Below are 20,883 nucleotides of genomic sequence, written 5' to 3' on the forward strand. Positions count from 1 at the left end.
TTATTTCCGTTTACGCGCAATTAAATGAATAGGTGTCCCTTCAAAGGTAAAGGCTGCACGAATTTGATTTTCTAAGAAACGCAAGTATGAGAAGTGCATCAATTCTTCCTCGTTAACAAAGACAACAAATGTTGGTGGCTTTACTGACACTTGAGTGGCATAGAAAATCTTCAAGCGTTTGCCCTTATCCGTTGGTGTTGGGTTAATGGCAATAGCATCCATGATAACTTCGTTGAGGACAGCAGATGGGATACGCTTATTCTGACTGTCACTAATGCCTTTAATCAATTCCGGTAATTTATTCAAGCGCTGCTTTGTCAAAGCTGATACAAAAATAATTGGAGCATAAGTCAAGAATTGGAATTGATCCCGAATATCCGCTTCCCACTTGGCAACGGTATGGTTATCCTTGTCAATGGTATCCCATTTGTTAACGACAATAATCATTCCTTTACCAGCTTCGTGTGCAAAACCAGCAATTCGCTTATCGTACTCACGGATTCCCTCTTCAGCGTTGATAACCATCAAGACCACATCAGAGCGGTCAATGGCACGCATGGCACGCATCACAGAATATTTTTCGGTGTTCTCATAAATCTTGCCAGATTTGCGCATCCCAGCTGTGTCAATCATGGTAAATTCTTGACCGTCAGCATCAGTGAAATGCGTGTCAATCGCATCACGTGTTGTCCCTGCGACAGGGCTAGCAATAACGCGATCCTCACCCAAGATAGCATTAATCAAGCTAGATTTCCCGACATTGGGACGACCGATTAAACTGAAGCGAATAATATCATCATTTTCTTCAGCCTCTTCTACTGGCAAGTTTTCAACGATAGCATCCAAGACATCTCCTGTTCCAATACCGTGAACAGAAGAAATAGGATACGGATCACCCAAACCAAGAGAATAAAAATCATAAATGTCATTACGCATTTCAGGATTATCCACTTTGTTCACAGCTAAAATCACTGGAGTATTGGTTCGATATAAGATTTTCGACACATATTCATCCGCGTCTGTAACCCCTTCTTTGCCTGAAACAACAAAGACGATAACGTCCGCCTCTTCCATGGCAATTTGAGCCTGGTGCTTAATTTGCTCCATAAACGGGGCATCAACATCATCAATACCACCTGTATCAATCAATGAGAATTGGCGATTAAGCCATTCTCCAGTAGCGTAAATGCGGTCTCGGGTAACCCCTTCAACATCTTCAACAATTGAAATGCGCTCTCCTGCGATCCGATTAAATAAGGTGGACTTGCCCACATTTGGACGGCCCACAATGGCAACGGTAGGTAAAACCATGATTCTCCTTTTCTTTCACTCACACGTGTAGCTATTCTTCTTGACGTTTATCACTCATCTAGCGGCGATTAGCCCCTTCCAAATGGAACTCTTTAGCCAAATAACGCACGCGTTCCATGACACGTTTGGCCTGCCAAGTTTCATCACTTCCTTTGATGGTTGCCCATTTCCGCTCCAAATCCGCAAAACTATAATTAGAGGTAAAGAAGGTTGGCAATTCCTCTAACATGCGGTATTGTAAAATCACCTGCAAAACTTCATCACGAACCCAGGAAGTGGCCTGCTCTGCACCAATATCATCTAAAATGAGCACTGGTACATTTTTGACCGCATCAATTTCTTCTTTAACAGAGCCGTTTGAAATGGCATTTTTTACATCAATGGCAAAGCTCGGAAAATGTAAAAGAGTGGTTGACACGCTTTTTTTCTCAGATAATTCATGAGCCATGGCAGCTAACAAGTAAGACTTGCCAATCCCCATATCTCCATACAAATACAAGCCTTTTTGCCCTGCTAATGGGTATTGCTCCACAAAATCCAAAATAGCAGAGAAGGCTTCCATACGACTGGTGTTATTAACATCAATATCTGATAAATGAATGTGTCGGTAAGATTTTGGTAGGCTAACCAGTTGTATTCGTTCTGAGATAGCTGCCTGTTTTTGGGCTTCTACCAATTCTTTGGTTTCCAAATAAGACACATCCGCGTAGCCTTCATTCATCGTCAGAATAGGCTGATACCCCTTAGCAATATAGGAAGCATCCTTGAGCTGATACTTCTGGCGTTCCACCAAAAACTGATTGAACTTGGACAAGCTAAGCTTAATTTGCTCCTGTGATAGGTGATGGTGACTGATGAAACTTGCTACTTCGGGATCCGCTAAAATGGTTTGAATCAACTGGTCACTATTAACACGATTGTTTTGACCCAATTTTGCCATGGTTTCTCCAATCTTTTCCATCTAGTCACCACCCTTTCTGAGGTTTTCTAATCTCTTCAAAGCAGCCTGCTTGAACTGATCCAGTTTAGCCTGCTCTTCTTGACTTGTTGTTTCTTGATAGTCAGGATTGCTCCACTTAGGCACATTATTCTGACCTGTTTTTGCTTGACGACTACTTTGGCGACCTGTGAAAGCCCGCAAGGTCAACATAGCTTCTTCAGCCGTTGATACCTTTTGGTAAGAAAAATCATTGGCCATTTTTAATACATAACTTTTCTGTAAATTAGCAGATTTTGTCTTATTAAAGGTATAAAGCACCATCACATTGATAACATCATCCAGAAAGTCCATCTTCGCCAAGGTTTGCAATAAGATTTTTTCATCCTTAGTAACAGTTGCCCGCCTTGCTTTTTTTATCTTTTCTAAGAAAACAAGAGCACTATCTTGCTTAGCTTCTCGCAAGATCACTTGTTCAGCCTGCGAAAACTGCTCCTTACTCGGTTCCCTAACTGCCTGCTTTTTCTTAGCCAACAAGCGTTTGGGTTGGATTTTCCCATTAACAGCAGTAGCTTTTGCCAATTGATAGGTATCAAACCAGTTCATGTCGTATTGCTCTGCAATACTGTAGAGGCTGACCACATCTTTTTGATTGTCTTCAAATTGTAACCCATCCCGAACCATCAACTGTTGAAAACTATCCAAATCAAATGATTTTTTGGAGCTCTGAGATACTGTAACAGGAATACCCTCAGTTCCAAAAACATCAGAAAAGCGTTTTGAAATATTTCTTGCTTGACTAGGAATGGTTACCTGTAACTCTGACACAGCTGCATCCCCAATTTTTTGTTCCAACAACCGAGAATAAACCGGTTGCTTGAGAAAAGCTTCATGAGCTAACGGCTGTTGCAACTTAATCAAATAGCTATCTGGTAGTTGATACAAGACCATCAAATCCATCGCTGTCAGCATTCTCAAAGCGTCCTCAAAACGCTTCATACCAAATTGCAAATGATTTAAAACATCACTAAATTTGTGTGACTTGGCACCATCATCAAAAAAATGAACAAAGTACTGGTAAACAGCAACTGCATCGCTTCCGATAATCGGAAAATACAACTGAACTAGGCTGGTCGAATCATAAAGAACCTTGTTTCGTTTAAGATAGGTAAAGGTATCAATGGGTTTCATCATTTAAACCACTCTTCTTTTTTCCTCGCACGCGATTGGTGATTTGTTGCAAGAGCTCTTCGATTTCATCGACATCTTTGAAACTCTTATAGACGCTGGCAAAGCGCACATAAGTGATTTCATCTAGCTCTGCCAATTCATCCATCACCAAATTACCAATAACCGTACTTGAGACTTCATTTTCGTAAGTGGTACGAACCCTTTGCTCAATACGCGAAATCAAATTCTCAATATCCGTACTCGAAACAGGTCTCTTTTGAGCACTTTGAACAACCCCATTCAAAATTTTATCCCTTGAAAACTGTTCTCTCGTCCCGTCCTTTTTAATCACTAGCAAGGGGAGTTCTTCCACACGTTCAAATGTTGTAAAACGGGTATGGCATTTTTCACATTCTCGCCGACGACGAATAGTATTGCCGTCTTCAGCTTGTCTGCTATCAACAACACTCGATTTATTATAATTACATTTTGGACAACGCACGCAAACACCCCAATTCTATCAAAATAATCTAGTACTCTATTCTACCATAATTTCAAGGATAACAAAAGAATATGTCAAGGGAAAGCTTTCACCCCGTCTCTTTTTTGCTCCTATTTAAAAATAACAGCAACAAAAAGAATGGCACCACAAGCGATACCATTCTTACTCAAAAATTTAGTTCACTCTTTATCGGATAGCGATTGCTTAAAAAGCAATTCCTAGTTTTTCTTTGCCGTTGCTAGGGGAATGTGAAGAATAAAGACCGATCCTTTATTCAATTCGCTCTCAACTTCCATCTGTAAATGATAGCCATCCACAATCTGTTTGAGAATCGATAAACCAATCCCCAACCCGGCTTGAGTGCTTGTCCGATTACGAGATTTGTCTGTACGGTAAAAGCGTTCAAAAATATGCTTGATGTCCTCTTTGGAAATCCCTTCACCCTTGTCTTGAACCTGGACAATAGCTTCTTGCTTGTTATTCACTCTAAGATCAATTGAAATTTTCTTATCTTGACGTGAATATTTCACCGCATTATCAATAAGAATCATCAAAGCCTGCTCAAAGTGATTTTTATAGATGCGCGCTAAGGTTTCGGGATTTTCAGAATACCAGGTAAATTCAAAATCCTCTCTCAACACCCTAAAATTACCAATAACAGTTTCAATAGAGTTTTCTAAAACGGTTGTATCATTTTGATGTCCTTCAAAAGACCCTTGGACACGAATCATATCCAACATGTCATTAATCATGATAGCCATACGATCGGCTTCATGGGCTGTCGCGGTCAAACTCTCTTCAAGAATGTCACTATCATCCTTGCCCCACCGTTGCAAAAGACCAATATGTCCTTTAATAATGGCCACTGGCGTTCGCAACTCATGGCTCACATCACTAATAAAACGAGATTGCAACTTGGTGTGGGTCTCTAACTTGTCCAACATGTTATCAAAAATAACTGATAATTCTTCAATTTCATCTCCTGATGAAATATCTGATCGCAGGTTCAAATTATTAGGATTTTCAGAAATGTTGCGCATGACTTCGTGCAAATTATGCAACGGTTTCAAGAAACGACGAGTAGCAATCAAAATAATCAAATAAGCCAGACTGGTCCCAAATAGTTCAACTACTAGTAACCAGAATAAGAGACGCGCTCTGATGACATAGTAATTCCCCAAGTCATGAAAGACTTGAACATAACCAACAAATTTTCCTGTTTGGTTAGAATAAACCTTTTGGGTCATGGAAAAACCACGATACTTGTCTTCGATATGATCATGAAAAACCTTACCAATAGGCTCTCTCAAGCCAGGAGAGGCTTCCTCATCGTCTGTCGTAAAAATCATCTGCTTATCAACATTGTAAACATAAATATCCTGATTGGCATCAAGTGTATTGGTAATGTCTCGCTCACTTCTGATAACTCGACTACCATTTTTATCATCAATTCTCAGATGTGTCTTATCATTTTTATACAAAACTTCTGCTAAGTTCTCTAATGTAAAATTAGAGTCCACCTCAGAAAGACGAACTCTAACAATATTTACAGCTTGAAAGACCGATTGCTTTTCTTTTTTCAACAAGAAAGAGTTTGTTGAACTATAAGCAATCAGCGTGAAGGCAGAGAAAATGCAGAAAAAGAGAACAAAAAAGATATTGGATAAACGTTTTGGTAACGATTTTTTATATTTCTTTTGTTTCTGCTTCTGATTTGCCATCTTAATTATTTCTCACGAATAACATATCCCATGCCGCGAACGGTTTGGATATAAGATTCCTTACCTGGGATGTCAACTTTACCACGAAGGTAACGAATATAAACATCAACAACGTTTGTTTCAACTGCCTCATCATATTTCCAAACATTTGAGAGCAATTCTTCACGTGTCATCACACGGTTCATGTTTGTCATCAAAATGCTAAGCAAGTCGTATTCACGTTTAGTGAGGGGAATTTCATCATCCCCACGATTAACCGAACGGTTTTGCGGGTTCAAGACCAAGTCACGATAAATTCCTTGACTAGGCAGTTTCTTTTCAGATTCAATATCTTGACGACGGAAAATTGCACGAATACGAGCCAACAATTCTTCAATCGCAAATGGCTTAACAATATAGTCATCCGCACCACGGTCCAAGCCTGCCACCACATCCATAATCGAATCACGTGCAGTCATCATCATGATATATGTTGTTTTTTCAGTCTGTAAGCGACGGGTCACTTCAAAACCATCCATTTCAGGAAGCATTAAGTCAAGCAAGATTAAATCAAAATCCTTTTCCAAGGCAGTTTCTAACCCTTCACGACCATTTACTTCAACGGTTACTTCATAACCTTCATGTTGCAGTTCAAGTGAAACAAACCTTGCGAGATTTTTTTCATCTTCGATAATTAAAATTTTCTTTGTCATCTACACCAACCCTTATCCTCTTATGAACTCTTTCTCTCCCAGAAAGAAAACCACGAGGTCCATCTAATTTTTATAATATTTGAGTTCCAAGGCTCAAATAGTCACCTAATGAGTACGAAAGTTTCTGATAGTATTACCTTCTTCACCCCTTTGTGGCCAACAAATGCCCCACACAAGTGAATAACCACATTCTCTAAAGAGTATATCAAAGAAAAGTCCTTTTTTCAAATAAAAATTACAGACATCTTTAATATTCAGCTTTATTCATCAAACAATCCTTGCAAGCTAGCAAACGGATTATTTTCTTTTTGCTTTTCTTCTTTAAGTGACTGATACTGTTCCTCCGTCAAGACTGTCCAATCTTGACCCGTTGGCAAGTCTTGGGAATTTTTTTCTTCCTCCGTCAAGACCTGCAATGGTATGGCTAATAAAATATTGTCCACAATACTTTCTTCTAGGTCAATCTTGTCATCTTCTAAAACCAAAACCAGATTGTCATCCACCATATCCTGCTTATCTACCAAATCTGCAGCTTCAATGAATAATTCTTGAACCTGTTGAACTTCGTTTAAACTGACAGGAGTCATGGATCGACTAGAAGGTAAGGTTAGCTCATAGCTAAGCTGATATTGCAACAAATAAAGACCAGCATCATGGTGAACATTACCAACGACCCTAACATTTTTAAGGTCAATAATCTGGGGATTACGTTCAAGTAACTTTGCTTTGACATCACATACTCGGTCAAAAGAAAGACCGTCTGGGCATTTTCGGATTTCAGAAATAACTAACATCATTTTCTCCTAATAAAACTCTAATCTATTTTTACTATTATATCCGTGATTTGTCAATAGATTTATGACAATTTTCTTACATTTTTTAATTTCAAAAGTTAGATAATCTCATTTTTCAACTTCGTTTTACTCATTTTAGGGATGTCATACAGACAATTCTGGCAGTATCAACTAATAGAATAAAATGGTTTCCTTATCCAAGCAATTGTTTTTCTGAACATTAAAAACCGAAAAAAAAAAAAGAAAAAGTGAGGCTTGAGCTGACGCCAAACGCTCACATGTGTTTCAGTCGTTCAATCCTCTCTTCAATAGGAGGGTGGGTACTAAATAAGGAACTGAGACCATCTTTTTTTCGTGGCTCATTAATATACAGAGCCGCACTAGCATCATCAACAGGATATTTCACCGACTGAGATGACTGTAGCTTTTCAAGCGCCTTAATCATTCCTTGAGGGTTTCTAGTCAGTTCAACTGAACTAGCATCAGCTAAATATTCTCTTTGACGTGAGATAGCTAGCTGAATCAGGCTTGCCACTAACGGCGCTAAAATCAAGGACAAAAGTGACAAGAATAGGAGAATAATTCCTAAACCGTTGTCACTATTGCTATCGCCATCGCTATTTCGTCTGCGAGAACCGCCGTACCAAAGCGCCCGTCCACCAATACTAGAAATAAGGGTAATAGCGCTAGCCAAGGCTACTGCAATAGTAGAAATACGAATATCATAATTACGAATATGGCTAACTTCGTGACCGATTACCCCTTCAAGTTCCTCACGATTCATCACTTCAAGTAAGCCTGTTGTAGCCGCAACAGCAGCGTTTTTAGGGCTAGAACCTGTGGCAAAGGCATTCAAAGAAGGATCGTCAATAATAAAAACTCTCGGCATCGGAATCTGAGCCACCAGAGCCATATCTTCGACAATATGATAAAAGTAGGGAGCTTCTGCCTCACTGACTTCTCTAGCAAAATTCATGTTCATCACAATACTGGTGGATTGAAAAATCATGCTGACTGCATAGATAGCACCAATGATAAGAGCTAGAGCTAGTCCCATCATGTAATTATCCACTAAAAGATAGCCTGCTGAAGCCCCAATAAGCGCTAAGAGAATGAAGAAAACAATTAATAACACAACGGTGCGCTGCTTATTTCGTGAAATCTGTTGGTAAAGCATGCGTCTCCTTTTTCTTAAAAAAATTCTTGTTGGTGACCTGACATCACTTAAAAATGAAACTCTACTTTTGGAACTTCTTTTTCAGCTTCTGGCGTTTGTAAGAATTCACTTGGTTTAAAACCAAATAGTTTACCTGCGATATTGCTTGGGAAAGATTCTAATTGAAGGTTATAATTAGATGTTGTTGAATTATATAGTTGACGAGAATACGAGATTTTATTTTCAGTATTTGTCAACTCTTCTTGTAATGTCAAGAAGTTTTCGTTAGCTTTTAAGTCTGGGTAATTTTCAGCAACGGCAAACAAATTGGTCACCTGTTTACTCAATTCATTAGAAGCCGCCATGGTTTCTTGAGGAGTTGAGGCATTCGCAACACGCGCACGCAAATCAGTGATTTTTTCAAATGTTTTTTGCTCGTAGCTAGCATATCCCTTTACAGTTTCAATAAGATTTGGAATCAAGTCATTACGACGTTTTAATTGCACATCAATTTGACTCCAAGCTTCTTTTGTGTGCATCCGAGATTTAACCAGGCTATTGTAGCTAATCATTAACCACAGAGCAAGCACCCCTAAAACGACTAAAATAATCAAAGCTGTTGGCATAGTGTGTCTCCTTTAATCTTTGTGTCTCAATTATAGCAATTTCTAGACTAATAGCAAGTAATGAGGGACTATTTCTAATGATTTATTGGATTTTACTATCCTTTATTTTATGGTAAAATGGTAGCAATAATCAAAGACAGAGGATACAGATGACACCCCAAGATTTTTACCACACATTAGAAGAAGATGGCTTTTCCTTATCTCTTAAGCAAAAAGAGCAATTTGACACCTACTTCAAATTACTAGTGGAATGGAATACTAAGATTAATTTAACAGCTATCACAGAAGAAAATGACGTTTACCTTAAACACTTCTATGATTCTATCGCTCCTATTCTCCAAGGTTTTTTATCTAACGATCCTGTTCGATTATTGGATATTGGTGCTGGTGCTGGCTTTCCTAGTCTCCCTATGAAAATTCTTTTCCCAAACCTTGAGGTTACCATTATTGATTCTCTCAATAAGCGGATTTCTTTTCTGACACTCCTTGCTCAAGAATTGGGTTTGGAGAATGTCCATTTTTTCCATGGCAGAGCAGAAGACTTTGGACAGAACAAGGCTTTTCGTGCACAATTTGATATCGTTACCGCTAGAGCAGTTGCCCGTATGCAAGTTCTATCTGAATTAACCATCCCCTTTTTAAAAATTGGAGGAAAATTAATCGCCTTAAAGGCACAAGCTGCTGATCAAGAATTAGAAGATGCTAAAACAGCACTGTCGCTTCTTTTTGGGAAAGTCATTGTTAACCACCACTACCAATTGCCAAATGGAGATTCTCGTTACATCACCGTTGTTGAGAAGAAAAAAGAAACCCCTAATAAATACCCACGAAAAGCTGGCTTGCCCAACAAAAAACCCTTATAACCTTTGAAAAGCTAAGAGGAAACTTAGCTTTTTTAGCTTATTTTTGTTATCATAGGTTGAGATATTATTATGGAGGAAACATGAAACGCTCATTTATCCAATCCTTATCGGTCACACAGCGCCTAACTGGCAGTTTTGCTATCGTGATTCTGATTGGGACTCTCTTATTATCCATGCCTTTTACCCATTATCAAAATGGCCCAGATACTGTCTATCTTGACCATTTCTTTAATGTTGTTTCCATGGTTTGCGTGACAGGACTCTCTGTTGTTCCCGTTGCCGAAGTTTACAACGGTATCGGCCAGACCATCGCCATGATGCTAATGCAAATTGGGGGGCTTGGCTTAGTGACCCTGATTGCTATGAGCACCTTTGCCCTTAAACGTAAAATGCGACTGAGCGATCAAACCCTACTCCAGTCAGCCTTAAACCGCGGAGATAGCAAAGATTTAAAGCACTATCTTTTCTTTGCCTATAAGGTCACTTTTGGTCTTGAAGCTATCGCAGCTCTTATTATGATGACCGATTTTATTCCTCGCTTTGGATGGAAGCATGGCATTTTTAACAGTATTTTTCTAGCCATCTCTGCTTTTTGTAATGCTGGTTTCGATAATTTAGGTGCCTCTAGTCTAAAAGAGTTTGTCTTGAATCCTACGCTTAATCTTATCATTACCTTCCTCATTATTTCCGGTGGTCTAGGATTTGCTGTCTGGGTTGATCTAGGCTTAGCTTTTAAAAAATACTTTTTTGTAAGACCCCACTGCTATGGCGCAACTTTTCGTAAGTTATCGAATCAATCTAGGCTAGTTATCCAAACGACCGCTGTTATTCTCGTTCTTGGAACCTTCCTATCTTGGTTCTTAGAAAAAGATAACAGCAAGACCATCGCCAATTATAGTTTGCATCAGCAATTTATGGTTTCTTTTTTTCAGACAGTTACCATGAGGACTGCTGGTTTTGCCACCATTTCTTACAAGGATACCCTTGCACCTACCAATATTCTTTACATGATTCAAATGGTTATTGGTGGAGCTCCTGGCGGAACTGCTGGTGGGATCAAAGTCACAACGGCAGCCATTACCTTCTTGCTCTTCAAAGCGGAATTATCTGGGCAATCAGAGGTAACCTTTCGGAACCGGATTATCGCAAATAAGACGATTAAGCAAACCATGACGGTTCTTATTTTCTTCTTTGCAGTCCTTATGATAGGATTCATTTTATTACTTAGCGTAGAGCCAAATATTGCCCCTATTCCGCTCTTGTTTGAATCAATTTCTGCTATTGCGACAGTTGGAGTATCTATGGATTTGACCCCACAATTATCTACTGCAGGGCGTCTTATTGTCATTGTCCTGATGTTCGTTGGTCGAGTCGGTCCTATTACTGTCCTCATCAGTTTAATTCAGCGTAAAGAAAAAACCATTCAATATGCCACTACTGATATTCTAGTGGGTTAAGGAGAAAACATGTTAAAACGTAAAACTGTCGGCGTTCTTGGTCTTGGTATCTTCGGCCGAACTGTCGCTAGAGAATTAAGTAATTTCGATCAAGATGTTATTGCCATTGATATTCGAGAAAGCCATGTGAAAGAAGTCGCTGATTTAGTGACCAAAGCTGCTGTTGGAGATATTACCGACAAGGAATTTTTGCTAGCTGTTGGGATTGAACATTGTGACACTGTTGTTATCGCATCTGGTAACAACCTAGAGTCTTCTGTACTTGCAGTCATGCACTGTAAAAAACTCGGTGTTCCAACCATTATTGCCAAGGCTAAAAATAAAATTTTTGAAGAAGTTCTATACGGTATCGGGGCAACTAAAGTCATCACTCCTGAGCGTGATTCTGGAAAACGCGTTGCCTCAAACCTTCTCAGACGGCATATTGAAAGTATTATCTACTTGGAACATGGCATTTCCATGATTGAATTTGTTATTCCTGAGAGCTGGGAAGGCCAGTCCTTGTCTGAATTAGATGTCCGTCGCAAATACGAATTAAATGTCATCGGCATGCGCCAAAAAGAAGTGAAAACCTTAGATACTAATGTCAAACCATTTGAGCCGCTAGAAGCTAATACGATTATTGTCGCTATTGCTAACGACCACACCTTTGAAAAATTTGACTATCTCGGCTATCTTAAATAAGAAAACTCCTGAAACACGATAACATAAGTGTTTCAAGAGTTAGTTGAAGTCATGATCATTAAACCATTTTCATTGACACCTTCTAAAAATAGAGTTTGTCTACGTTCTAAAACATCCTTGGATCTCTCCAAGGATGTTTTTTAGACATTAAACGAAACCTGACTAGGCCTTCTTCCGTTTCCAAAAAGCATTTTCAGCAATGGCTGTGAACAGGACATCGGTTGATGAGTTCAAAGCAGTTTCACACGAATCCTGAATGACACCAACAATGAAGCCAACGCCAACAACCTGCATAGCCAGGTCATTGGAAATCCCAAATAAGCTACATGCCACTGGAATGAGCAATAAAGAACCTCCAGCAACTCCAGAAGCACCACAAGCAGACACTGCTGCGACAACGCTCAATAGCAGAGCTGTTAGAAAATCAATTGGGATGCCAAAGGTATTAACCGCAGCAAGGGTCAAGACATTAATAGTAATAGCTGCCCCACCCATATTGATGGTTGCCCCAAGTGGAATTGATACAGAATAGGTATCTTTGCTCAGCCCAAGTTTCTTACAAAGCTGCATATTAACAGGAATGTTAGCGGCTGAACTTCTGGTAAAGAAAGCTGTAATGCCTGATTCGCGTAAACATCTGAAAACCAGAGGATAAGGGTTTTGACGCATGACAACAAAAGCGATAAGGGGGTTAACAACTAAAGCTACAAAAGCCATGGTTCCTACTAAAACAAGAATGAGCAGGGCGTAATCTGATAAAATACCAATCCCATTTTCAGAAACGGTGGCAAAGACTAAACTCATGATTCCGATAGGCGCCAAGTTAATGATCCAAACGACGATTTGTGACGTGATTTCCGCTGCTGTTTTTATGAGGTGTTTGGTTTCTTGGCTTGCTGTTTTTAAGGCTAAGCCAAATACTAAAGCCCATGACAAGACCCCAATATAGTTAGCAGTCGCCAACGCATTAATAGGATTATCAACCAATTTTAGCAAAAGGGTCTGAAAAACTTCTGCCACACCCTGAGGAGGTGAAAATTCAGTATTGACTGGTGTCTTTAAAATCAAAGTCAACGGGAATAAATAGGTTGTCAAAACAGCTACCAAGGCTGCTGCAAAGGTCCCAAAGAGATAAAGAACAATGATTAAAGTCATATTGGTCTCTCTCCCTTTTTTCTGGTGGGAGATGGCTTGGGAGACTAAGGCAAAAACAAGCAAAGGAGCAATGGCTTTTAAACCACCAACAAACAATTTTCCTAAAATGATCAAGCCCGTAAAGTCAGGCACCAAGAGTCCTAATATCACCCCAATAACAACACCAATACCAATTTTTTTGATTAGGCTGACCCTAACCCATAAATCACATAGTTTTTTCATTCGTCACATCCTTACTAAAGTTACATGTTTTTTATAATAATATAATTCTAGCCATTCGTCAAATGGATCGAGTTGTTCACTTCACTCATTATCATTCTCAGAGTTCTCGATTAACCTCTATTGACGAGACTGGTAATCTTCGATATAATAGCTTCTGTTGTCATTTTAGCAGAAACCACCATTAAAATTGTTAGAATCTTCGAATTAGTACAAATAGAAAGACTATTTATAAATGAAACAAAAAAATGTATATATTGTTATCGGATTTATGCTCTTTGCTCTCTTTTTTGGAGCAGCAAATCTCATCTATCCAGCTTTTCTTGGCATCTATTCAGGTCATAATATTTTATGGTCTATTGTCGGCTTTTGTTTAACAGGCGTTTCCTTACCCTTACTTGGTGTGGTTGCTGTTGCCAAATCTGGCTCAGAAGATGTTGAAAGCCTAGCCCGTCCCATTTCCAAATGGTACGCTATTCTTTACTCATCTATTTTATATTTATCTATTGGCCCCTTCTTTGCGATTCCTCGAACAGGTGCCACTTCATTCTCAGTGGGAATTGCTCCTATTTTAGGAGACAACTTAACCAACAAAGCTATTTATGCTGTTCTTTTCTTTGGGCTGTCCTACTTTCTAGCCATTAGACCAAGTAAGTTGGCCGAAAATATTGGTAAATTCCTGACTCCAACCTTATTGGTTGTTATCTCTATATTGGTGATTGCTTCTTTTGTCCACCCAGCAGGTGACTATGGTAATGCCTTCAACGCAGGGCTTGGTGTTAATAATGCCTTTAAAGACCTTCCTTTTATTGCTGGACTGATTCAAGGATATGGTACCATGGACGCGCTAGCCTCTCTTGTCTTTGCTATTTTAGTTATTGAAGCAACAAAACAGTTCGGTGCTAAAACAGACAAAGAGGTCACAAAGATTACTCTTATTTCTGGTACTATTGCCATTTTTCTATTAGCCTTTGTTTATATTTTTGTTGGTCGTATTGGAGCAACATCACAGTCATTATTTCCCTTTATCGATGGCCATTTTACCCTTCATGGTAGCCCAGTTAATGGTGGACAAATCCTCAGCCATGCTTCTCGTTTTTATTTAGGCAGCATCGGACAAGCCTTTCTTGCTATTGTTATTTTCTTAGCCTGCTTAACCACTTCAACAGGTTTAATCACATCAAGTGCAGAATACTTCCATAAATTAGTGCCTGCTTTATCTCATATGATCTGGTCAACCATTTTCACCTTGGTATCTGCCTTCTTCTATTTTGGTGGTTTATCAGTCATTATCAACTGGTCTGCTCCTGTTTTATTCCTCTTGTACCCCTTAACTGTGGATTTAATTGTCCTTGTTTTGTTACAAAAATACTTTAATAATGATCCTATTATTTATCGAACAACCATTGGTTTAACCATTATTCCAGCTATTTTTGATGCCCTATCAACCCTCTCACAAATGACTGGCCTCTTCACCTTACCAGAGCCTGTGACAACCTTCTTCCAAAAAACAGTTCCTCTTGGACAATTTTCAATGGGGTGGATTGTCTTTGCAGTTATTGGCTCCTTGCTCGGGCTTATTCTCAGTAAAATGAAAAAAGACTAAACTATTGAATCCGTTCAAAATACAACAACACCTCAAGCCTTAATTTGAGGTGTTGTTTTATTTTTTTATTTATGGCTGAATCGTCTGGTTAAACTATCACCAATAAATTGAATAGCAAAAATAATTAAGAGAATAATAAGGGTCGCAACCCAGGTCACATCATTGTTAAAGCGATTGTAACCATACGAGATGGCAACATTTCCTAAACCTCCAGCGCCAATAGCACCTGCCATAGCAGTTTCACCAACCAAAGAAATTAAGGTTACCGTTGAAACACGAATCAAGTCTGGAAGACCTTCGCTCAGATATACTTTAACAATATCCCAGAAGGTAGCTCCCGAAGCCTGTGCTGCTTCAATAACTCCTTTGTCAAGCTCTGAAAAGACGACCTGCACTTGGCGAGCAAAGAAAGGAAAGGTTGCAAAGGTCAATGGTACCAAGGCAGCAGTTGCCCCCAAGATAGTTCCCATAATCAAATAAGTAAAACTCGCTAAAATAGCAATTAAGATGATAAAAGGAATGGCACGAAAAACAGAGGTGATTTTATCAATAATCCAACAAACGAGCTTATTTTCAATCACACCACCAGATCCCATTAAAACAAGCAATAGACCTACAAAAAGACCAATAGCACCACCGACAATAAAAGGTACAATGGTCATGTATAAAGTATTCCAAATGGCCAATCCCCAGCCAGCATCGCCTGACCAACCAAGCTCATAAACATTGGGTAAATAGGTTTGAATTAACTGTGTCATCTAGGCTCCTCTCTTCAAAATGCTGACATCGACACCGGCTTCATGCAAGGCTTTCTCAGCTGCAGCAATATTCGCTGGGTTACCTTCAAGCACAACAATCATTTCGCCAACTGGAACATGATCTAAAATCTCAATATTGCCGTATAAAATATTGGCTGTCACTTCAAATTGACGGTAAATGCTGTTCAATAGAGGTTCATCAGTAGAAGTCCCTGCATACTTCAACTGAGCTAGTAAAGCATTAGCTGGAAGGTGCTTGACAATGTCCTGTTGGTTAATTTTTTCTAAAGCTTCATCAATTCCTGTTGCTGTGGTAATAAATTCCTGTGTTAAGGCTTCTTTTGGATTTGAAAAAATATCAAGAACAGAGCCTTCTTCAATGAGGACACCGTTTTGCATAACGGCAACACGATTGCAAATATCTTTCACAATTTGCATTTCATGGGTAATCATGACAATGGTAAGACCAAGTTTTCGATTTAATTCCTGCAAGAGCGCCAAAATTTGTTTGGTAGTTTTTGGATCTAGTGCTGATGTGGCCTCATCTGAAATCAAAATTTTAGGATCGTTAGCTAGGGCACGCGCGATAGCCACTCTTTGTTTTTGCCCACCAGATAGCTGAGCAGGATAATTATCTGCCCTCTCTGACAAACCAACAAGTTCTAATAATGCCACTACTTTTTGGTCTTTTTCTGCCTTGCTTAAAGGAGAATGGCGGAGCGCAAATGCTACATTTTCTTTAGCGGTTTTTTGGGCCATCAAATTGAAATGTTGGAAAATCATGCCAATATCACGTCGTTTTTGACGGAGGGCATCGGCTGATAACTGAACTTTCCCCTGATCAAAAGTTATATCACCATCAATGGTGATTTTCCCATTTGTTGGGGCTTGTAGCAAGTTAATCACACGCACAAGAGTTGATTTTCCAGCACCTGAATACCCAACAATACCATAAATATCTCCTTGATTGATATGAACCGTCACATCTTTAACAGCTTCAATAACACGTTTTTTTTGATGGAAGGTAATATCAATATGATCTAATTGAATAATCGCTTCATTCATAAGATTTTAGTAACTCCTCTATTAATACGATATGGCAACAGCAATCACTTGCTGAATGGCTGGTGCAGATAAATCACTACGGTAACTCTTTTCCCCTAAAGTATAGACCAAAGTGAAGTGACTTTATCAGAGCCATTCTCCAAGAGATAGGACTAAATGTATTCAAATACAAACTCAGGATCAAGGCCAAGAACTAAACGCACTTCCATTTTAGCGGAAGCTTGAGATGAAATAATGGTTTTAACCTCCTGCTCCTGATAACCTGAGCAGATCCCCTGAATACCTATAGACGGCTGGCAATAATAGGCTTTCAAAAAATCACGCCGTTCTGATTGTAACATAGGAAGCTCTAGTCCGTAAAGCTTTTTTAAATCTTCTCATCAATCAATGGCATACGTTTCAATCAAAGCCAATTCTCACTCAGTTGGTTCTTGCACCTGCTCATAACCAAAAGACGACTTTGACTATCACCTAAGCTTGTGATGGCTTCAAGTAAATACCAGAAGGCTGAATCAATAACCCCACCATACTTGGAATGAATATCAAGCTTAGCACTGTCAACAGTTATATCGAAGGTTAAAATCTCTTTATACCACCTATTAGCTCCAATTGATCTTGCTCATTGCGGATGCCCTGTTCCCAAATTAAAAGGTCTGCTCCCTGAAAATCTGTGACGTACTTTGCCAAATATTTTTCTAAGTCCACTGACGCTGATTCTTCTGCCCCTTCCATCATAAAGACAAGTTTTAAAGGAGCTTCCTTGTACTGGCTTAGGTAACTCATAACCGCTGTCAATCTAGCAATGATATGTCCCTTATCGTCATCTATTCCCCTTGCATACAAGTAACCATCACGCTCTATCAGAGTAAAAAAATCACTAGACCATTTTTGATCATTATCAGCAGCCATGGTGTCATAGTATTGGTAAAAAATGACTGTTTTGGCATCTGGTCTAGGGCTCTTAAAAGTAGCTAATACAAAAGGTGCCATATAGGTTTTATCAACCATAACTTGAGCTCCTGCGGTGCTAAAAATCTCTTCCAGAAAATGAGCAGTTTCTTCAAGTCCTATTTGCTGAGCATAAATAAAACGATGGGCAATGAGTTTCCTTAAACCTTCAAGGTAATTCTAAGTTAAACTAGCTTCCCAGCATGTCTTTAACCGTTTTTCTAATTGTGTCTTGATCCTCATCTTTCTCCTAAATACAAGAAAGGGCGTGCCAGACACGCCTCTATCCTCCTGTTATAGCAATTGTTAAAAATTTACCATACGGGTACGTCAACACCATTTGACGTCTTATCAACTACCTTCTTCACGTCATCAGTTTGGTAGGCCTTGATGAGTTTTTTAATAGCCTCAGCTTTTTCTGATTTTGCCCAATTTTTTTGACCTGCAATAATGTTAATCCATTGTTTTGAATTGTCATCTGCTTTTTCTTTATAAAGAGAAGTTTTGTAGTCAATTTTTGCTGGGACAGCATAACTATTATTAACAATAGCCGCATCAGCTGATACCAAGGCACGTGCAGTTTGGCTAGCATCTAATTCCTTGATGTCTAATTTCTTTTTGTTTTCTGAGATATTGGCAATGGTTGCCAATTGATCACCAGACACGTTCAATTTAATGAGGCCAGCCGATTGAAGCACATAGAGGGCACGGCTTTCATTCGTCGCATCATTTGGCACGGCAATTTGGGCACCATCTGGAAGATCAGCCACTGACTTATATTTAGCTTTGCCGTCTTGGCTAGTTCCTGAGAAAAGGTTAATTGGACTGATATAGGTATCAGCAATGGCAACCAAATGTTCCTTATTTTCCTTGTTCCAGTTATTCAAGAAGTTGTAATGTTGGAAAGAATTAATATCAACTTCGCCATTAGCTACAGCCTTGTTAGGTTGGGAATAATCTGTGAACTCTTTGTACTTCAAGGTAATCTTATCTTTTTTCAAGAGTTCTTCAACCTTGTCCCATCTGGCTTGGTCAGATTCTGTTTTGGTCATAACACCAATGGTCAAGGTGTTTTTATCATCTTGTTTTCCAGAACAAGCAACTAATAGCGTTGATGCTAGGGTAATTCCAACTAATCCAATAACTTTTCTTAATGTCATTTCTATATCCTCAATTCATTTGTTGACTGTGTTTATTGTATCTCAATTAGATATAGTTTTCAAATTGGTAATTTCTAGGATAATATATAGTTTTAAACTATACAAATGGTGCTAGATAATCTCAAACTACAATAAAAAGCCCAATGAGACATTTTGAAATTAACTCGTACCACGGGTATACTTTATATAAAACTGACAAAGAAACCAGCCTTCTCAACGAATAACTGGTTAATAGGGTATTTAATTGGCTTTAGGAAGCTTGAAGTCTTTTTCCGCAGGAACATAGTCCCCACCAAGATGGTCTTTGGCCAGCTTGCTAAGGGTTCCATCAGCAGCTAATTCTTTGATGCGCTTGTTAACAAAGCTTTGCAATTTCTCTTGATCTTGGCTGAAAATAAAGTAGATAAACGGTTGCTCTGTTGATGTTAACTCAATGGTTTTGAGGTTATCTAAACCTTGGTTTTTAATAATAGCATTAACGGTTGGAGCATCAAAAATCTTAAAGTCTGCCTTGCCTTCACTCAAATTGGTTAACATTTGAGTAATGTTTTCATTAGTGAATTTTAGAGTGACCGGTTTATCACTATGTTCTTTGTTAAAAGCTTCTAGTTGAGCGACACTTGTTGTCCCTTGAACGACTTGTGTTGAATGCCCTTGAATATCTTCGTAGCTATTAATATCACTATCTTTTGGAACAACTAAGACAGACGGAGTTGAGCCGATTGGATAGGAAAAGAGGTACTTAGCAGATCGTTCTTTGGTAAAGGAAATATTGTTACCGCCCATTTGGTATTTTCCAGAATCCAAGCCCGTAAAAATAGAAGACCATTCAGTTTTCTTAAAGGATACTTTATAGTCATCTGAACCTTTAAAAACAGCTTTGGCAACTTCGATATCATAACCCGTTAACTGACCGCTCTTTTCATATGAGAAGGGCGCCGTCGTTCCAACTGTGGCAAATAGGACTTCTGGAGTACTTCTCTTATCTCCAGACTCAGCTGTTTTTGATGAGCTACAAGCTGCTAAAACAGCTGTGGACGCTAGCGCAATAGCTGTCACTCCTAAATATTTTTTTTTAGTCATCATATCTCTCCTTTTTTATTCCTATGACTAGTGTACCACTTTTAATGAGAGTTAACTAATAATTACTTTCTATCACCTTGATACGATCTTTTTATGGCTTTCTGAATGATACCATTGAGGTCACATCACAAATTAGTTAGTGGACAGTTATCTGCTTAAAAAGAGCCGAAATCACTTCCAGCTCTTTGCGATCCTTTTATTGGAACTTAGACATCTGCAACGTTGTGGTAAACTTTTTGAACATCATCATCTGCTTCTAAAGCATCCACCAATTTTTCAAAAGTCGCAAGGTCATCTCCTTCAAGCGTTACTTCTGATTGAGGAATCATTTCTAACTCAGTCACTTGGAATTCAGCAATACCTGATTCGCGCAGCGCCAAAATCGCTTTATGAAGATCTGTTGGAGCTGTGTAAACAGTAATTGTTCCTTCTTCTGCTTCCACATCATCCACTTCAACATCGGCTTCCAACAAGAGCTCAAAAACACTGTCAGCGTCATCGCCTGCAAAGACAATAACACCTTTTTTATCAAACATATAAGAGACTGAACCAGCTGCTCCCATGTTGCCACCATTTTTACCGTAAGCCGTACGAACATTAGCCGCAGTACGGTTAACATTGGACGTTAGGGTATCAACGATAATCATTGAACCATTAGGACCAAAGCCCTCGTAGCGACCTTCAACGAAGGTTTCATCTGTGTTACCTTTAGCCTTGTCAATGGCTTTGTCAATAACATGTTTTGGAACCTGTGCTTGTTTGGCACGATCAATAACAAATTTTAGGGCTGTGTTTAACTCTGGATCTGGATCTCCTTGTTTAGCAGCCACATAAATTTCCACACCAAATTTGGCATAAACTTTTGAAGTGGCTCCATCTTTAGCCGTTTTTTTAGCAACAATATTTGCCCATTTACGTCCCATGTTTGTCTCCTCGTAATTACAATTTTAATTGAGTCCTTTTATCATCAGCTTAG

At 39.0% G+C, this 20,883-nt stretch carries 19 protein-coding genes and 1 pseudogene; 4 read left to right on the plus strand and 16 right to left on the minus strand.

The features are described from left to right. From der to EL097_RS00855, 9 genes are all read right to left on the minus strand, one after another. Positions 1-1,311, minus strand: coding sequence for a ribosome biogenesis GTPase Der (der, locus tag EL097_RS00815; RefSeq protein ID WP_003046772.1), 1,311 nt, complete (start codon positions 1,309-1,311; stop codon positions 1-3). A 58-nt stretch (positions 1,312-1,369) separates the two neighbouring features. Next, positions 1,370-2,272, minus strand: coding sequence for a primosomal protein DnaI (dnaI, locus tag EL097_RS00820; protein ID WP_003046771.1), 903 nt, complete (start codon positions 2,270-2,272; stop codon positions 1,370-1,372). Beyond that, positions 2,273-3,442 carry a replication initiation and membrane attachment family protein gene (locus EL097_RS00825; RefSeq protein ID WP_003046769.1) on the minus strand — a complete coding sequence of 390 codons (1,170 nt, stop codon included), beginning with the start codon at positions 3,440-3,442 and terminating at the stop codon, positions 2,273-2,275. Next, the gene (nrdR, locus tag EL097_RS00830; RefSeq protein ID WP_003046767.1) at positions 3,426-3,920 is read right to left on the minus strand and encodes a transcriptional regulator NrdR; all 495 of its coding nucleotides are present in this window, start codon (positions 3,918-3,920) and stop codon (positions 3,426-3,428) included. Before nrdR ends, EL097_RS00825 begins: the two co-directional genes overlap by 17 nt. Before the next feature lie 218 nt (positions 3,921-4,138). After that, entirely contained in the window at positions 4,139-5,641 is a 1,503-nt protein-coding gene (locus EL097_RS00835; RefSeq protein ID WP_003046765.1) for a HAMP domain-containing sensor histidine kinase, read from the minus strand. Between the two features lie 5 nt (positions 5,642-5,646). Beyond that, the gene (gene covR, locus EL097_RS00840; protein ID WP_003046762.1) at positions 5,647-6,333 is read right to left on the minus strand and encodes a two-component system response regulator CovR/CsrR; all 687 of its coding nucleotides are present in this window, start codon (positions 6,331-6,333) and stop codon (positions 5,647-5,649) included. Between the two features lie 260 nt (positions 6,334-6,593). Next, complete coding sequence (locus EL097_RS00845) at positions 6,594-7,127, minus strand: YceD family protein (RefSeq protein ID WP_003046759.1); 534 nt, start codon at positions 7,125-7,127, stop codon at positions 6,594-6,596. Positions 7,128-7,401: 274 nt separating this feature from the next. After that, the gene (gene htpX / locus EL097_RS00850) at positions 7,402-8,304 is read right to left on the minus strand and encodes a zinc metalloprotease HtpX (RefSeq protein WP_099982901.1); all 903 of its coding nucleotides are present in this window, start codon (positions 8,302-8,304) and stop codon (positions 7,402-7,404) included. Positions 8,305-8,351: 47 nt separating this feature from the next. Continuing rightward, positions 8,352-8,909 carry a LemA family protein gene (locus EL097_RS00855; RefSeq protein WP_003046754.1) on the minus strand — a complete coding sequence of 186 codons (558 nt, stop codon included), beginning with the start codon at positions 8,907-8,909 and terminating at the stop codon, positions 8,352-8,354. Between the two features lie 149 nt (positions 8,910-9,058). Between EL097_RS00855 and rsmG the strand changes: the two genes are divergently transcribed. The 3 genes from rsmG (at position 9,059) to ktrA (ending at position 11,913) form a co-directional block, all read left to right on the plus strand. Next, a complete protein-coding gene (gene rsmG, locus EL097_RS00860) occupies positions 9,059-9,772 on the plus strand; it encodes a 16S rRNA (guanine(527)-N(7))-methyltransferase RsmG (protein WP_003046751.1) in 714 nt (237 codons plus the stop codon). Between the two features lie 80 nt (positions 9,773-9,852). Continuing rightward, the gene (gene ktrB / locus EL097_RS00865; protein WP_003046748.1) at positions 9,853-11,229 is read left to right on the plus strand and encodes a potassium uptake transporter channel subunit KtrB; all 1,377 of its coding nucleotides are present in this window, start codon (positions 9,853-9,855) and stop codon (positions 11,227-11,229) included. A gap of 9 nt (positions 11,230-11,238) precedes the next feature. After that, positions 11,239-11,913 carry a potassium uptake transporter gating subunit KtrA gene (gene ktrA, locus EL097_RS00870; protein ID WP_003046745.1) on the plus strand — a complete coding sequence of 225 codons (675 nt, stop codon included), beginning with the start codon at positions 11,239-11,241 and terminating at the stop codon, positions 11,911-11,913. Positions 11,914-12,075: 162 nt separating this feature from the next. Here the strand turns inward: ktrA and sstT are convergent, their stop codons facing one another. Next, a complete protein-coding gene (gene sstT, locus EL097_RS00875) occupies positions 12,076-13,290 on the minus strand; it encodes a serine/threonine transporter SstT (protein ID WP_003046742.1) in 1,215 nt (404 codons plus the stop codon). A gap of 232 nt (positions 13,291-13,522) precedes the next feature. On the opposite strand from sstT, the gene brnQ reads away from it, so the two are divergent. Continuing rightward, positions 13,523-14,893, plus strand: coding sequence for a branched-chain amino acid transport system II carrier protein (gene brnQ, locus EL097_RS00880; RefSeq protein WP_003046739.1), 1,371 nt, complete (start codon positions 13,523-13,525; stop codon positions 14,891-14,893). 65 nt (positions 14,894-14,958) lie between these two features. Here brnQ and EL097_RS00885 read toward each other — a convergent pair whose 3' ends face one another. From EL097_RS00885 to EL097_RS00910, 6 genes and pseudogenes are all read right to left on the minus strand, one after another. Then, the gene (locus EL097_RS00885) at positions 14,959-15,651 is read right to left on the minus strand and encodes a methionine ABC transporter permease (RefSeq protein WP_003046736.1); all 693 of its coding nucleotides are present in this window, start codon (positions 15,649-15,651) and stop codon (positions 14,959-14,961) included. Further along, complete coding sequence (locus tag EL097_RS00890; protein WP_003046732.1) at positions 15,652-16,716, minus strand: methionine ABC transporter ATP-binding protein; 1,065 nt, start codon at positions 16,714-16,716, stop codon at positions 15,652-15,654. 33 nt (positions 16,717-16,749) lie between these two features. Then, a pseudogene (locus EL097_RS11180) lies at positions 16,750-17,907 on the minus strand (M20/M25/M40 family metallo-hydrolase); the annotation flags it as partial. 71 nt (positions 17,908-17,978) lie between these two features. After that, positions 17,979-18,824: a MetQ/NlpA family ABC transporter substrate-binding protein gene (locus EL097_RS00900; protein ID WP_003046730.1), complete on the minus strand. Its 846-nt coding sequence runs from the start codon at positions 18,822-18,824 to the stop codon at positions 17,979-17,981. Between the two features lie 240 nt (positions 18,825-19,064). Continuing rightward, a complete protein-coding gene (locus EL097_RS00905) occupies positions 19,065-19,907 on the minus strand; it encodes an amino acid ABC transporter substrate-binding protein (RefSeq protein ID WP_003046727.1) in 843 nt (280 codons plus the stop codon). Positions 19,908-20,113: 206 nt separating this feature from the next. After that, a complete protein-coding gene (locus EL097_RS00910) occupies positions 20,114-20,830 on the minus strand; it encodes a YebC/PmpR family DNA-binding transcriptional regulator (RefSeq protein WP_003046724.1) in 717 nt (238 codons plus the stop codon). Positions 20,831-20,883: the final 53 nt, after the last annotated feature.

It is taken from the genome of Streptococcus canis (genome assembly GCF_900636575.1).
In the GTDB taxonomy this organism is placed as follows: domain Bacteria; phylum Bacillota; class Bacilli; order Lactobacillales; family Streptococcaceae; genus Streptococcus; species Streptococcus canis.